The following is a 15,508-nucleotide window of genomic DNA, read 5'->3' on the forward strand; positions in this document are numbered from 1 at the left end:
TATTTCAGCCTTCAGTATTTTCAACCGGGGTAATTATTTGGTGAGTGAGGCTTTCCAGGCGTATTCCATCAACAATTTTTATGCTTTTTCCCGAGAGCTTTATCATGCTATCCTGAACCAGGTCGGTAATAATCCGAAATACGGTTTCATAAGTGGCCCCGGTGTACGACGCCAGATCCTGTCGGGTAAGCTCAATATCAATAAAGCCATTTTCGGTTAGTCCAAATTTTTCTCTCAAAGAGATCAAAGCTTGTGCGACCCGCCCCTTCACCGGCATATGTGCCAAATTTCTCATTTTCCGCTCAGCTTCCTGAAGTTCATCCGCAAAGAACATCATTAATGTATAAGCAAAATCACTATTAACCTTTAAGGTAGCGTTAAATAAATCCATATCTATAAAACATACGATACAAGGCTCGAGGGCTGTGGCAGATATGGGATAATGCAAATTATTTCCTAAACCCCGATGTCCAAAAATTGCTCCTTTTTTCGCAAAGCGAATAATGAGCTCCTTTTCGTTTCCCCATTTCTTATGAACCTTCACGTTTCCTTCATATACAAAATATACACCCTTCACCGGGTCTCCTTCTCTAAAAATCACCTCCCCCTTTTTTACGTGATAATTCGTCCTGTGTTCAGAAAGCGCGGGCAACCACTCCTTCAGGCAGGTTTTGCACATAAAACAGGTATTCAGATCACAAGGGATTTTACTTTTTTTCATATTAATAATTCTATAGAACTTAAACCATAAGCAACAAGGACTGTAACGGAACGATGCCACCTGCCAACCGATGCTGAAATTTTAGAAATTTATAATAAATTTTGATGAAATCAGAAAAAACAGACGATTTTAAGAACAATTTCACACAAATAAATAACAATTTACATATATTCTTTATAAATATGGGCTAACTATGATTACAAAATGCTCAAATATCAAAGTTTCACAACTATTGAAATTAATAATTTCAAAAAAATCACGTATTTATATTATACATATCATATAAATATCGCCAACTATCGATTTTTCTTCTACTTTTACCTTAAATGAGATAAATTTATACTGTCAAATGAAAGAAAAATGAAACAATAATGAAAAAAGTAAGAAAAATCATAAAAATAGCTTCCAATTATTCAATCATTAGAAAAGCTATCCTTACAAGCATCATTGTCGGCACAATCCTTAATCTAATAAATCAGGGAAACTTAATATTTACAAATCAGATCGCTGAGGTGTCGATAACGAAAATGAGTATAACATATTTGACACCATTCATGGTTTCCCTTTACAGCACGACAACGGCTCTGCTTCGAAAAGACCTATTGCTATTAACTGAGAATTAACACCCAAATAAAAACCCCACTGGGGAGGTCGAAGCTCCAGCGGGGATATAGTTTCAATTGCTTTTCACAAACTAAAACTTAACAAATGTACAGAAAACTTATCACAAAAAAACCAAACAGGAGATGGATTATGGCGCTCATGACGATGTGTTGCAGCTATTTCAATTCGCAAGCACAAATGAGCTTATCCGGACAGGTGCGCCCGCGCGGCGAATTTCGCGACGGTTTTGCAAACCTTACGCCAGCAACATCAAAGCCAGCCGGCTTTGTATCTCAAAGAACCCGCGTACTTTTTGGATACAAATGGGACCGCGTGAGTTTTGGAGCAACGGTTCAGGACGTCAGGGTGTGGGGACAAGACGCTTCTACCATTACACCTGCTGATGGAAACAGATTAATGTTACATGAAGGCTGGGCAGAACTTGTACTAGCAAATAAAGCAGATACCACTATAAAGTTTAAATTACTAGATAACTTATCATTTAAAATTGGTCGCCAGGAACTGATTTTCGACGACGCCAGACTGATTGGAAACCTTGATTGGCTACAACAAGGCAGGCGCTTTGATATGGCCTTGCTAAAAGTGGTTCATCAAGGGTGGCAGGTCGACCTGGGGTATGCCTTCAATCAAAACGCTGAGTCATTTTCAGAAATACAATATACACCGGGAAATATCCCACTATATATTAAAGATACGAACGGGCAACTTGTTCCAACTCCAACGGGCATGATTCCTTTAACCGTGGGCGGAAACGCCAATAATAATAGCTCGGAAACCGGCTCACCTGCTTTTAGCAGTCCAGCAAACTCAAATGCAGGAAATCAGAACTACAAGAATTTTTTAAGCTTATACATCGCTAAGAAAATAAACCAAACCAAAGTTTCCTTCCTCTTTTTTAAAGATGACTTTGGTCGGTATACCAAAAGATCTGTAGCAACCACCGGTACCGGGTTAGTATGGGGGCGTTTTTTTGATCAACGGGCAACTAACGACCGATATACTCTCGGTGGCATGATTAATCCTGTATTCGGAAATGCATCCGGGTTTGGAAAAATCTCATTTCAAGGCGCTTACTATCATCAGTTAGGCAAAGACAGAGATGGAAACGATCTGAATGCCAAACATATTACGGCCGCTGCCACCTACGCCAAAGGCAAGTTTTCCTTTGGACCAGGATTCGACCTTCTGTCCGGAAATAAAACGTCTACTCCTGCGGGAAAAAGTAAAAGATTTGACCCTCTATATGGAACACCTCACAAGTTCTGGGGCTTTATGGACTTTTTTTACGCCCCAACCGGATCTCCTGCTGCAGGTTTGAAGGACTATTATTTCAAATCAAAATTTACGGCCAACACCTATTCCATTACTGCCGATTTTCACCGGTTTGATGCCGACCAAACTCCTGCTACCGGAGGCAAACATTACGCTCACGAACTCGACGTCGTGACCAGCTACACCCTTAACAAATTCACCTCCATTGATTTAGGCTACTCGCACGCATGGGCCACTCAGAACCTCGCAACTGCAAAAGGACTCGCGGTCGCAAATGCAGACAAATCGCCGGACTTCGCATATCTCATGATTAATATTAGACCTGATTTCCTGTATACGAAACCAGTGGCGATCAAACAATAAATAATTAAAAAGACAAACTCAACATATAACGAGATGAAAATATTCGATACAACGACAAAGATTGTGGCTAAGCTGGTTACATTAACTGTCATCATCATAAGCACCTTAAGCTTCAACACAGAAGCAAAACCGATCAAACTGGGATTTATTCCCTTAACTGATTGCGCACCATTAGTTGCAGCTAAAGAATTAGGCCTGTTTAAAAAGTATGGCGTAGAGGTAGAATTATCAAAAGAAGCATCATGGGCGAACGTTCGTGATAAAATTCTTTTAGGGGAACTTGACGGAGCGCACTGTTTGTATTCGATGCCTTTATCGGTATACACCGGAATTGGCGGAAAGGCTGGCTCTGAAATGAAAATTGCCATGATGTTAAACAACAACGGCCAGGCGATTACACTTTCAAAGGAATTTTGCGGATTAGTTGGATACAAGGGAGTAAATAAAGCCGCCGCGGCGACTAAAAAAGTACAGAACCGCAAAGAGGTAACCTTCGCAATGACTTTCCCTGGTGGCACTCACGACATCTGGCTACGCTATTGGTTGGCGGCAGCAGGTATTGGGGCGAAATCAGTGGGAATTATCACTATTCCACCGCCGCAAATGGTTGCAAACATGCGGGTAGACAACATGGAAGGATTTTGTGTCGGCGAGCCCTGGGGTGGTGTAGCTGCGGCCCAAAACGTTGGATTTACCCATATCGCTTCCCAGGATTTGTGGAGCGATCATCCTGAAAAAGCGCTGGTCGTGAACTCAAAGTTTGCTGCTTCACAAAGAGATGATCTGAAGAAAGTAATGAAAGCCATTATTGAAGCACAAAAATGGCTCGACAATTTAGGAAACCGTAAAAAAGCCGCTTCCTGGTTAACCAAGCCATATTATGTAAATGCGCCGCTGGCTGTTATCGAAGCCCGTTTAGCAGGAAGCAGCGATTTAGGCTGCGAACTAGGGGTTCAGAAATACAAGGGCAATTACATGACCTTTTACAAGGGGGGGATTGTGCCGATGCCGAAAAAAGTTTACACCTACTGGTTTCTTGCTCAATTTGTACGATTCGGATATCTGAAAGCTGAGCCCAACTACGCAGCCATTGCCGAGAAGCTTACCCTCGACGACCTGTACACCGAAGTTGCGAAGGAAATGGGCGTACCAGCTCAGGCCGACATGCAACCGATCAAAACTAATTACGACGTCATATTCAATCCCAAAGACATAGACACCTACTTAAAAACAACAAAAAGATAATTAGAAACTATCCCGGCTCTAAGCCGGGATTTAAAAACGGATAAGATGAAGAAGATTTTGACCCTCGACACACTTTACACCATCCTCTCCTTTTTTGGAAGTCTGGTAATTTTAGGTATCATTTGGGAATTGGTAGCAATAGTTACCGAACATGAAATCCCGGGCCCGGCCTCAACATGGGTAGTATTTAAAGAGCTTATTGCAGAACCCTTTTATGATCGGGGACCAAACGACAAGGGGATTGGCAATCAGCTGTTCAGCTCTGTTTACCGGGTATTTTTGGGATTTGGAATTGGTAGCTTAATTGCCATCCCGATGGGATTGGCAATGGGGTCTTCTAAATTCATGATGCGCCTGTTTAACCCTATCGTGCAAATCCTCCGTCCGGTATCACCTCTTGCATGGTTTCCCTTGGGATTACTTGCCTTTCAGGCAGCAGAAGGTGCAACTGTATTTATTATTGCCATCACTTCGTTATGGCCAACGCTTATTAATACATCTTTCGGAGTATCCAGTATTCCTGAAGATCATAAAAACGTCGGAAAAGCATTCGGTTTTTCGACCTGGAAATACATTACCAAGATTATGCTTCCCTTCGCATTGCCGCACATGATCACCGGATTAAGATTATCAATTGGCGTGGCCTGGCTGGTTATAGTGGCAGGTGAAATGCTTTCTGGCGGTGTGGGTATTGGATTCTTTGTATGGGATAGCTGGAACGGACTATCATTGGAAAAAATTCTGATAGCGATCCTTATAATCGGAACTGTGGGTCTGATACTTGATAAAGCTTTTAGTGCCGTTCAGCACGCTTTTGCATGGGAGAATAAATAATCTATCTATAATTCATTTAAAGCAAATTGTTATGATACTAACAGAGACAGAAGAGACAGTTGTTAAAGAAACGCAAACAGGAGTTTCAAAACCAGATGCGATTAAAATTAAAAACGTAACTGTATCATTTAAATCAAAAAGCAACGGATTATATACCGCCCTCCACAATATAAATCTAGATGTAAAAAAAGGTGAAATAGTAACCCTTATCGGACATTCAGGATGTGGTAAATCAACCCTTATGAATACCATTTCCGGCATGGTTGCTCCCACCTCAGGGGAAGTTTACGCTAATGGAAACTTAGTAAAAGGGCCCGGACCGGACCGGGGGATTGTATTTCAGAATTACTCTCTCCTGCCCTGGCTGTCTGTATTTCAAAATATCTACGTGGCGGTAGACTCTGCCCTCAAAGACCTTTCCGCCACTGAAAAAAGAGAGCTTGTTGAAAAAAACCTGCAAATGGTTCATTTGTGGGAACACAGACATAAACTGCCCGGCCATCTTTCGGGCGGAATGAAACAACGCGTTGCGATAGCCAGAGCTTTTGCTATTAACCCGAGCATCCTTCTCCTTGACGAGCCTTTCGGAGCGTTAGACGCATTGACCAAAGGTTCTATGCATATCGAGTTATTAAAACTATGGAACCTCGACAACCGCAATAAAACCATCGTTATGGTTACCCATGATATTGAAGAAGCGATTTTCCTGTCAGACCGGGTGGTAGTGATGAATAACGGCCCAGCTGCTACCATTAAGGAAATTGTAGATGTGCCATTAGTCCGGCCAAGAAACAAGAAATCCATCGTACACGAGGCCGGATATATGGATACGCATGACAGGTTACTTGGATTACTGACAGACAAATTTGACATCAACGATATAGACTAATCCATCAAAGGCAAAAATTCAAACAAATCGAACATCATGAACAAGCCACTAACTAAATTAAACATCTTCAGCGCCAAAGGAATCCAGATGAGAACATTTCACATCACCTGGGTAACCTTCTTTTTCTGTTTCTTTGGCTGGTTTGGAATCGCGCCTTTGATGCCGCTGGTAAGAGAGCAATTGCATCTGGATAAGGAACAAATAGGCAATATTCTGATCGCCTCTGTTTCTGCAACCATATTGGCCCGTCTTATTATCGGAAAACTTTGCGACAGTTTAGGTCCGCGCCTTTCTTATACCATATTATTAGCTCTGGGGGCAATTCCTGTTATTGGAATCGGCTTGAGCAACAGCTATGAAAGCTTCCTTATCTTCCGCTTTGTAATCGGAGTTATCGGCGCTTCGTTTGTGATCACTCAATTCCATACATCCATGATGTTCGCTCCTAATATAGTAGGGACAGCGAATGCGGTGGCCGGAGGCTGGGGAAATCTTGGCGGCGGGGTCACCAATCTGGTGATGCCTCTTATTGCGTCAGCATTTGTGGCTCTAGGTTATGCCAGTCAACAGGATTCCTGGAGATATGCGATGATTATTCCCGGAGTGATCTTACTGATCATGGCTGTGATATATTTTAAATACACTAAAGACACACCGAAAGGAAATTACAGTGAGTTTACCCGGCAGGCAAAAGTAAAAACCAAGGGATCTTTCACAGCAGCGGCTAAAGATCCACGTACCTGGTTATTGGCACTGGCCTATGGAGCTTGTTTCGGAGTAGAAATTACCATCGACAACGTGGCTGCTGTATTTTTCGTTGATAACTTCAACGCCTCATTAATTATGGCGGGCGCCCTAGCCGCAATTTTTGGATTAATGAACTTATTTGCACGCGCATTAGGCGGAATAGTAAGCGACCGGGTTGGAAAAACTTATGGTTTGAAAGGTAAAGGCTACTTATTAGGAACGTTCCTGATTCTGGAAGGTATTGGATTAGCTTTCTTTGCAAACTCAGCGACGCTGCAAATGGCAATATTCGCGATGCTGGTATTTGCATTGTTTCTGAAAATGGCCAATGGAACCACATACTCTATTGTGCCTTTCATTAATAAAAAGGCTATAGGCTCCGTAAGCGGAATCGTGGGCGCCGGAGGTAATCTCGGAGCTGTGTTGTTCGGATTTCTTTTTAAGTCGGCTTCTCTTACTTATGCCGACGCGTTTTTTTATATCGGCCTGGCCGTTGGAATCATTGGGTTGATTGTGGTTATTGTTCCGTTTGAAAGAGCCCAGACCGAAACCGAGCTAAACGAGCAAGAGGTAAAATTACAAACTGTTTAACAGCATAAGGAGGAATTTTGAGCAATAAGGCACACAGCGAAGCTTTTAACACTACATGCTGCTACTGCGGCGTAGGCTGCGGCATTGTAGTAAATAAAGACAAGAACGATATCGTTACCGTAACAGGCGACATGGATCATCCCGTAAATAAGGGTATGCTATGCAGCAAGGGAATGAATTTGCATTACACCGTGAATGACAAAACAGACCGCCTGCTCTATCCTCAAATGCGCCTTAACAAAAGCATGCCGCTGCAACGCGTTAGCTGGGACAACGCCCTGGATAAGGCTGCTGCAGCCTTCAAAACCTTTATCGATAAGTACGGCCCCGATTCTGTAGCGTTCTATGCCTCCGGCCAATGCCTCACCGAAGAGTATTATGTCATCAACAAACTCATAAAAGGCTTCATTGGCAGCAATAACATCGACACCAACTCTCGTTTATGCATGAGCAGCGCTGTGGTTGGCTATAAAATGTCGCTCGGCGAAGACAGCGTGCCCGTTTGTTATGACGATATTGAAATGGCCGACTGCTTTTATGTAACCGGGGCGAACCCTGCCTGGTGTCATCCCATTATCTGGAGGAGAGTTGAGGCACATAAAGCTGAGAATCCAAACGTAAGAATCATCGTAGTTGACCCGCGTGTTACCGACACCTGCTCGATTGCTGATTTACACCTCCAGTTAAATCCTGGTACCGATATTACATTAAACTATGCCATAGGCAGAGCCCTGATAGAAAACGGCGATATAGACCTTGAATTCGTAAAAAATCATACCGAAGGTTTTGAGCGTTACCGCGAAATGGTATTTGAACGAAGCATCACCGAAGCATCTGTTATTTGCGGCGTATCCGAAGACGACATCCGCCTGGCAGCGCGATACATTGGCGAGGCGAAAGGTTTCCTTACCATGTGGACCATGGGATTGAATCAAAGCTCTATCGGTGTAAACAAAAACCTCAGCCTCATTAATCTAAACCTCATCACGGGCCATATTGGAAAACCCGGATCCGGCCCATTCTCCTTAACCGGCCAACCTAATGCAATGGGTGGCCGCGAAGTCGGCGGGCTCTCAAACTTGCTGCCCGCTCACCGCGATTTGAACAACCCTCTGCATCGGGAAGAAGTGCAGAAATTCTGGAAAGGCACTACCATATCCCCTACTCCGGGATTAACTGCCACGCAAATGTTCGACGCTCTGAATGAAGGGACATTAAAGGCTATCTGGATAATATGCACCAACCCGCTGACCAGCTTACCTAACGCACGCTGGGCCGAAGAAGGATTGAAAAAAGCCAAATTCGTTGTTATTCAGGACATCTCAAACAAAGCAGAAACATTAAAATATGCTGATGTAATTCTTCCTGCCGCCACCTGGACAGAGAAGGAAGGCACCATGACGAATTCCGAAAGAAGAATAAGTCATTTAAGTAAAATAGTCCCTGCGCCGGGCGAAGCTTTGCCCGATTCGGAAATCATTTGCCGCTTTGCGAAAAAGATGGGTTTTAAGGGATTCGATTATTCATCTCCGGAAGAGATTTATCTGGAACATACCAGATTAACCAGCAAAACCAATTTAAACATCGCCGGCTTGGACTACGATACAATTAGGCGTAATAAAACCATCCAATGGCCAATTGATAAAAGAACCGGTGCCGGAACACAAAGACTGTTCACAAATCATAAATTTTATACAGCCAGCACGCGGGCCATTCTGCATTCACCTCCAGATACGCTGTTGAGTGAGATGCCTAATGACGAATTCCCATTTATTCTAACCACAGGTCGCATCAGAGATCAGTGGCATACTATGAGTAAAACCGGAAAGGTAAATAAGTTAAATAATCACATTTCTAACGCTTTTCTGGAGATTCATCCCGAAGATGCAGCCAGCCGTGAAATCAGGGAAGATACCATTGTGGTGGTCAAATCCCGCAGAGGTGAAGTTCGCTTAAAAGCTAAACTTACGTTTGCTATTAAAAAAGGAGTTGTTTTCCTTCCCATGCATTGGGGCAAAATACTTGGGAGTGACCTAAACCGGGCCAACAACGTAACAAGCCCGATTTTAGACCCCATATCAAAAGAACCGGATTTCAAATTCTGCGCGGTAAGCATTGAAAAATATAAAAAACCAGCACAACGCATTGTAGTCATCGGCGCCGGCGCAGGATCGTACGGATTTGTGAAATCGTACCGCGAGATAAACAAAGACGATGAGATCACCATCTTCAGCAAAGAAGATTTTCCATTTTACAACCGGGTAATGCTTCCCGATTACATCAGTGGCGAACAACGCTGGGAACAATTGGTAAAAATGAAAGATGCTGAAGAGCCTGAATATAACATTCGCTTGTTAAGAGGCGTAAGCGTGATAAAAATCAACCGCGAAGAGAAGTTTGTAACCGACTCACGCGGAATTAAAACGCAGTACGATGTTTTGATTATGGCAACAGGCAGCCGTGCGGCGATTCCAAAAAATGTCCCTTCCCTACCGGGAATTTTCACAATGAGAAGTCGTTTGGATGCCGATAATTTCAAAAGACACGTACCCAAAAATGGTCATGTACTAATTGTGGGTGGCGGCTTACTGGGACTTGAAATGGCGGCGTCCTTACGCGAAATTGGTGTTAAAATCACCATCGTACAACGGATTTCCCGTTTTCTCAACCGGCAGTTAGATCCCCTGGGCAGTCAGTTGCTGCACGAGGAGATGGTAGATCAGGGTTGTGACATTTATTACAATGATGAAGTTCAGCTGTTCTACGGGCGGTCCAAGCTTACTGGTGTAGGATTGGCAAGTGGACGAAAAATTGATTGCGACGCCATGATCATCGCCATCGGAACCACGCCAAATATAGAACTGGCAAAAGAGATCGGCCTTGAATGCAAACGTGGAGTAGTAGTAGACAAACGGCTCTTAACGAGCGATCCGTCCATTTTTGCAATCGGTGAAATCGCCGAGTTTGAGGGAGTTCTTTACGGTATTACCGCGGCCGCAGAACAACAGGCGGAGATCGTTGCTCAATATTTGAACGGTGATATCGCCAGTTATTACAAAGGAAGTGTCTTCATGAATATCATTAAAATTCACGGCTTCGACCTCTGCAGTATTGGCGAAGCCGAATATCCCGAGGAAGACCGGAGCTATGAAGAAATCGTCTTTATTGATAAAGCTAAGCGATATTATAAAAAGTGTATCGTACGCGAAGATCGCCTGGTCGGTGCAATTCTGATTGGAGATAAATCAGAATTCCAGGAATTCCGGGAACTGATTGAAGGCAAGATCGAACTCAGCGAAAAGCGCCTCCACCTATTACGCAGCGGCAAAAAAGCAGAACCGGTGTTGGGCAAACTGGTTTGCAGTTGCAATAACGTGGGTGCTGATAATATCAGAGGAAAAATAAAAGAAGGATGCACAACAATGAAAGATATCTGTAATTCTACCGGGGCAGGAACCGGTTGCGGATCGTGCAAGCCCGAAGTGAAACGGATTTTAGAAGAAGCACTCAATGAACAAACTGTTGAAAACGTATTGACATGAGCGAACTAACAGAGAACGAGCACATCATAAAGGTGAACCTCCCGGGCGGTATTGTAGCAGCGGGAGATTTACTTGACATATTAAAAGCTGCCGAAAAAGCTGGAATTGAACATGTTAGCCTGGGCAACCGTCAGCAACTTTTCCTCTCGGCCGCGCCCGAACAGCTCGAAGATCTTGAGCATGAATTTTCCATTGCCGATATCGACTATGAAATTGGCACCGATATGTATCCAAATATTGTTAGTTCATACGTTTCAGAAGACATATTCAGCACTTCCAACTGGCTTCGCGAGGGCGTTTATAAAGACATACTCGACCTGTTTGACGAAAAGCCAAAGCTGAAAATAAATCTGGCCGATAACAACCAGACATTTATTCCATTCTTCACCGGAAACCTTAACTTCATCGCATCCGACAAGAACAATTACTGGCATTTGCATATCCGGTTCCCTAAAACAAATGTTTTTTACACCTGGCCTAAGCTGATCTATACCGAAGACATTCCATCACTAAGTCTGAACATTGAGAAGGTAATTCTGGCCAATAAGGCCCAGTTTTACGACCAGCCAAAAATAGACGGCAACCTCCTTTTTCTGGAAGTTGCCTCAGATAAAAAAATAAGCCGGAATCCGGAAGAAAATCTCATACTGCCCGATTTCCATTTGCCCTATTACGAAGGATTTAACCGTTACGGCGATAAATACTGGCTCGGAATTTTCAAGCGAAACGAACAATACTCAGTCGCTTTTCTGATAGACGTTTGTGCGGTTTGCCTGCAATCCAGAATCGGGCAGCTAAACACCACTCCCTGGAAATCTTTAATTATAAAGGGTATAAGCGCCGAGGGCAGAAAGCAATGGAACTGGATTTTAGCAAAGCACCGGATCAACGTGCGACATGCATCAAATGAGCTTAACTGGCAAATTGAAGATCAATGCGAATATGCCTTAAACCTGAAGAACCATCTGGTACGTCAGTTCGATAAAGACGATATTAGAACCTTTAAGCTATGCTTCGCGATAAAAATCAACCCTAAAACCGGACTATTTGGATCGGTAATTATTCGTAAAAAAGGGGGCAGTCAGAATACCGGAGAAGAACAACACGAACGGTTCGAAATACTTCACACCAGAGATTTCAATCCCAACTCAAAAGATTTTATTACCTACCGGGATAACGTAACTCTTGAAAATTTGCCGTCTTCACTCATCACCTTGTGCGACTATTTCTATGAGATTCAAACCAATGGCGACACTTTCTCGCCGGCAGAACCCGATTTCGAGCTAGACACCAAAGCAAAAGAAACACCCGTATTGGTTTATCAGTGCAAGCATTGCCAAACCGTTTACGACGAAGCATTTGGCGATCCCGTAAATGACATCCCAGCCAGAACGTCGTTTGCCAGGTTGCCCGAAACATATTGTTGTCAAATGTGCGAAGCGCCAAAAACTGATTTTATAGAAGTAGACAAAAACGTTTTGTTCTCTTTATCCTAAAATCGATTAGAAGGAAACATCGTTAAGCGGGCCGAATTTGTAAAGCATCGCAACGATTTTAATATAAAGACATTCCTCGTAAAGGCATCGAAAGATTTTATCTAAGTTTGTATAATGGATATCACATTACTTCTGCTATTATCCCTCTTTATAGTCGGATTTTTATATGCCTCTGTGGGGCATGGCGGAGCTAGTGGTTACCTGGCAGTCCTGTCCATTTTTGCGGTTCCTGTGCTTAGTTACAAGCCAATCATTCTTATCCTGAATATTATGGTAGCCGGCATTGGCTTTATCCAGTTTTCCCGGGCAGGTTACTTTAAGTGGAAACTCTGCTGGCCATTTTTACTCAGCTCTCTGCCGATGGCCTACTTGGGTTCTATGATGTCAGTAAAAGGCGATATTTATAATTTAATTTTAGGACTGGCGTTGATTATTCCGGTAGTGCGCCTGCTCGGATTAATTCCGGGTGAGAAAGGTAAGAAGGTTGAACTTTCTTTACCATTAGCATTGATATTCGGTCTTGTAATTGGATTCCTTTCGGGAATGTTAAGTATTGGCGGAGGGATCTTCCTCAGCCCTTTACTCATCATTCTTGCCTGGGCAAACGCAAAAGAGGCTGCTGCTGCCTCGGCGCTCTTTATTGTACTTAACTCTATAGCAGGTTTAATGGGTCATCGTGGTGATATTCATTTCGGCCAGGATTCTTTCATGTGGTTTACTTCTGCTCTGGCGGGAGGAATTATGGGCTCCTATTTCGGAAGCAGGCACTTTGGAGTGCTGACGGTTAAGTATCTGTTAAGCGCTGTTTTAGCGCTCGCTTCTTGTAAGCTAATATTTTTTATGTGATGGTTGAGGTAAGAGATTCATTCGGACGGACATTTAAAACTCTCAGGGTTAGTCTTATTAACACCTGTAACCTGGGTTGTGTCTATTGTACCTACGGCAATGAGGAGCTTAAAGAGAATTATAGATCCGCTAAAGAAAATTCGCTTTCTGCGGCGGCTTTGTCTCAATTAATATCTCAGCTTCACCATACTCTTAATTTAGACACCATTCGTTTCACCGGAGGTGAACCCCTGTTATATAAAGAACTTCCTGAACTGGTACGGCTGGTCAGCTCGTTTGGTGTTCAGAACTTAAAACTTACCACAAACGGGCTGCTGCTTGAAGGCCTTGCCCCGAGGCTGAAAGACGCCGGAATCAATTCAATAAACGTTTCTTTGGATGCTATTGATGAAGATGTGTTCTTTAGGATGAGTCGCCGGAGCGGGATCAACCGGATATTTGCGGGTATAGACGCGGCTCAAAAAGCAGGCATTGACGTAAAAATCAATAGTGTAATGATGAAAGGACTGAACGATTCGCAAATCCTCCCCTTAGTTAATTACGCGTTTAGTAAGGGGCTAACGATCCGTTTTCTTGAAATTATGGCAATGGGCCACCTTTATGGCAATGCCGACAGTCGCTTTCTTTCGCAGGAAGAAATCCTTTCGGCCATTGCAAAGCAGTATGAGTTCGAACGCCTGCCTAGAAAAAGCTCATCGACAGCTAACTATTGGATGACTTCCGAAGGGAACAAGTTTGGAGTGGTAGCTAACGAAAGCGAGCCTTTCTGCAGCGATTGTAACCGCCTGAGACTCGATTCTTATGGAAACATCTACGGTTGCCTGAGTAGCAATCATCCCATCTCAATAAAAGAGACGAGCGGCGATGAGTTGATATCACGCCTTAGTGAAGCACTTAAACAAAAGCAAGCGTTAAGGTTTGCGGGCAGCGAGCTGAGTATGATGCATATTGGGGGGTGAGGGAAGGTGAAAGGTGAAAGCAGAAAGGTAAGAGGCGAGAGGTGAAAGGTAAAAGGTGAAAGCAGAAAGGTCAAGGCGGATAGCCCGGCGTATCTTTTTTAATTTTGACTTTTTAATTTTTAATTTAATGAACGGTCAAGCCGGATAGCCCGTTGCATCTTTTTTTAATTTTGACTTTTAATTTTTAATTTAATGAAAGGTCAAGGCGGACAGCCCGTTGCATCTTTTTAATTTTGACTTTTTAATTTTTAATTTAATGAAAGATCAAGGCGGATAGCCCGGCGTATCTTTTTTAATTTTGACTTTTTAATTTTTAATTTAATGAAGGTAGAAGTATACGCGGTGTTGAAAGAGTATTTTGAGAAAGAGTTCACGCTTCAGCGGTCTTTCGACGACATACATAGCTTAAGGAGTTTTTTAATTAGCGAAAATCCCCAAGCAGAAAAGCTATTAAATATTAGCCGCTTTGCGGTGGACAATGAGTTTGTTGATAATAATTACAGCCTGAAGGAGAATGACCACATCAGCATTATGCCCCCAAGCAGTGGAGGTTAAACACATCACGTCAGAACCGATTGATCTGCCAGGTTTACTTAGCGCTTCACATCATCCTGAGGCTGGTGCAGTGGTTTTGTTCAGCGGTGATGTTCGGGATAACAACCTTGGCAAAAATGTAGCCTATCTGGAATACGAGGCCCAGGAAGTGATGGCTTCGAAATTAATAGCCGAGATACTGGAAGAAGCACGCATTAAATGGAGCCTGAGCGTTGCTGTTGCACAGCATCGTATCGGTAAGGTTAGTGTTTCGGAAGCAGCTGTGGTAGTAATTACCGCCACACCACATCGCAGGGAGGCCTACGAAGCGAACCGGCATATCATTGACCGTATAAAACACGAAGTTCCCATCTGGAAGTGTGAGTATTTCAATGACGGATCAAAAAAATGGGGCGGAAACTGCAATTGCCATGAGATTACAGGCAGCGCTAATAAGCATATTTACGAATCAGAAAAGCAAAATTTATGAAGCCTGTAATCACGATCGAATATTGCCCAAAGTGCGGATGGATGCTCCGCTCGGCGTACTTTGCACAAGAATTGCTCAGCACTTTCTCTGACGACCTGAAAGGTGTACTGCTGCAGCCCAGTGAACAAAGCGGAACATTCCAGATCAAAATCGATGATAAACTTATCTTCGACAGGGTTATTGCCGGTGGCTTCCCGGAAATTAAAGAATTAAAACAGCGGGTTCGGGATATCGTAAACCCTGAAAAGAGCCTCGGGCATTCGGACAGAAAATAGCCTGTAATACCCGATTACAAAGCCGTAATGCCCGTTTATATTATCATTCTGGTCAATTACATCGCCTTTCTGTTCAATTA

At 43.3% G+C, this 15,508-nt stretch carries 14 protein-coding genes; 13 read left to right on the forward strand and 1 reads right to left on the reverse strand.

Annotated elements, in window-relative coordinates:
• Positions 1-4: 4 nt before the first annotated feature.
• Entirely contained in the window at positions 5-721 is a 717-nt protein-coding gene (locus J3P43_RS08095; protein WP_255901064.1) for a Crp/Fnr family transcriptional regulator, read from the reverse strand.
• Between the two features lie 371 nt (positions 722-1,092).
• Between J3P43_RS08095 and nrtS the strand changes: the two genes are divergently transcribed.
• From nrtS to J3P43_RS08155, 13 genes are all read left to right on the forward strand, one after another.
• A complete protein-coding gene (gene nrtS, locus J3P43_RS19685; RefSeq protein ID WP_369414783.1) occupies positions 1,093-1,344 on the forward strand; it encodes a nitrate/nitrite transporter NrtS in 252 nt (83 codons plus the stop codon).
• Between the two features lie 85 nt (positions 1,345-1,429).
• Positions 1,430-2,980, forward strand: coding sequence for an alginate export family protein (locus J3P43_RS08100; protein ID WP_255901065.1), 1,551 nt, complete (start codon positions 1,430-1,432; stop codon positions 2,978-2,980).
• A gap of 33 nt (positions 2,981-3,013) precedes the next feature.
• Positions 3,014-4,225 carry a CmpA/NrtA family ABC transporter substrate-binding protein gene (locus tag J3P43_RS08105; RefSeq protein ID WP_255901066.1) on the forward strand — a complete coding sequence of 404 codons (1,212 nt, stop codon included), beginning with the start codon at positions 3,014-3,016 and terminating at the stop codon, positions 4,223-4,225.
• 45 nt (positions 4,226-4,270) lie between these two features.
• Positions 4,271-5,059, forward strand: a complete 789-nt coding sequence (gene ntrB / locus J3P43_RS08110; RefSeq protein WP_255901068.1) for a nitrate ABC transporter permease — start codon at positions 4,271-4,273, stop codon at positions 5,057-5,059.
• Between the two features lie 31 nt (positions 5,060-5,090).
• A complete protein-coding gene (locus J3P43_RS08115) occupies positions 5,091-5,948 on the forward strand; it encodes an ABC transporter ATP-binding protein (RefSeq protein ID WP_255901070.1) in 858 nt (285 codons plus the stop codon).
• Between the two features lie 36 nt (positions 5,949-5,984).
• Complete coding sequence (locus J3P43_RS08120; RefSeq protein WP_255901072.1) at positions 5,985-7,286, forward strand: NarK family nitrate/nitrite MFS transporter; 1,302 nt, start codon at positions 5,985-5,987, stop codon at positions 7,284-7,286.
• Between the two features lie 17 nt (positions 7,287-7,303).
• Positions 7,304-10,828 carry a nitrate reductase gene (locus J3P43_RS08125; protein WP_255901073.1) on the forward strand — a complete coding sequence of 1,175 codons (3,525 nt, stop codon included), beginning with the start codon at positions 7,304-7,306 and terminating at the stop codon, positions 10,826-10,828.
• On the forward strand, positions 10,825-12,324 hold the full coding sequence (locus J3P43_RS08130) for a rubredoxin (protein ID WP_255901074.1): 1,500 nt from the start codon (positions 10,825-10,827) through the stop codon (positions 12,322-12,324). The genes J3P43_RS08125 and J3P43_RS08130 overlap by 4 nt, the downstream gene beginning before the upstream one ends.
• Positions 12,325-12,438: 114 nt before the next feature.
• On the forward strand, positions 12,439-13,170 hold the full coding sequence (locus J3P43_RS08135; protein ID WP_255901076.1) for a sulfite exporter TauE/SafE family protein: 732 nt from the start codon (positions 12,439-12,441) through the stop codon (positions 13,168-13,170).
• Complete coding sequence (locus J3P43_RS08140; RefSeq protein WP_255901077.1) at positions 13,170-14,129, forward strand: GTP 3',8-cyclase MoaA; 960 nt, start codon at positions 13,170-13,172, stop codon at positions 14,127-14,129. Before J3P43_RS08135 ends, J3P43_RS08140 begins: the two co-directional genes overlap by 1 nt.
• A gap of 321 nt (positions 14,130-14,450) precedes the next feature.
• A complete protein-coding gene (locus tag J3P43_RS08145; RefSeq protein ID WP_255901078.1) occupies positions 14,451-14,684 on the forward strand; it encodes a MoaD/ThiS family protein in 234 nt (77 codons plus the stop codon).
• Positions 14,644-15,153: a molybdenum cofactor biosynthesis protein MoaE gene (locus tag J3P43_RS08150; protein WP_255901081.1), complete on the forward strand. Its 510-nt coding sequence runs from the start codon at positions 14,644-14,646 to the stop codon at positions 15,151-15,153. The genes J3P43_RS08145 and J3P43_RS08150 overlap by 41 nt, the downstream gene beginning before the upstream one ends.
• The gene (locus J3P43_RS08155) at positions 15,150-15,428 is read left to right on the forward strand and encodes an Rdx family protein (RefSeq protein WP_255901083.1); all 279 of its coding nucleotides are present in this window, start codon (positions 15,150-15,152) and stop codon (positions 15,426-15,428) included. Before J3P43_RS08150 ends, J3P43_RS08155 begins: the two co-directional genes overlap by 4 nt.
• Positions 15,429-15,508: the final 80 nt, after the last annotated feature.

The sequence above is a fragment of the Paradesertivirga mongoliensis genome (assembly GCF_024436395.1).
In the GTDB taxonomy this organism is placed as follows: Bacteria; Bacteroidota; Bacteroidia; order Sphingobacteriales; family Sphingobacteriaceae; genus Paradesertivirga; species Paradesertivirga mongoliensis.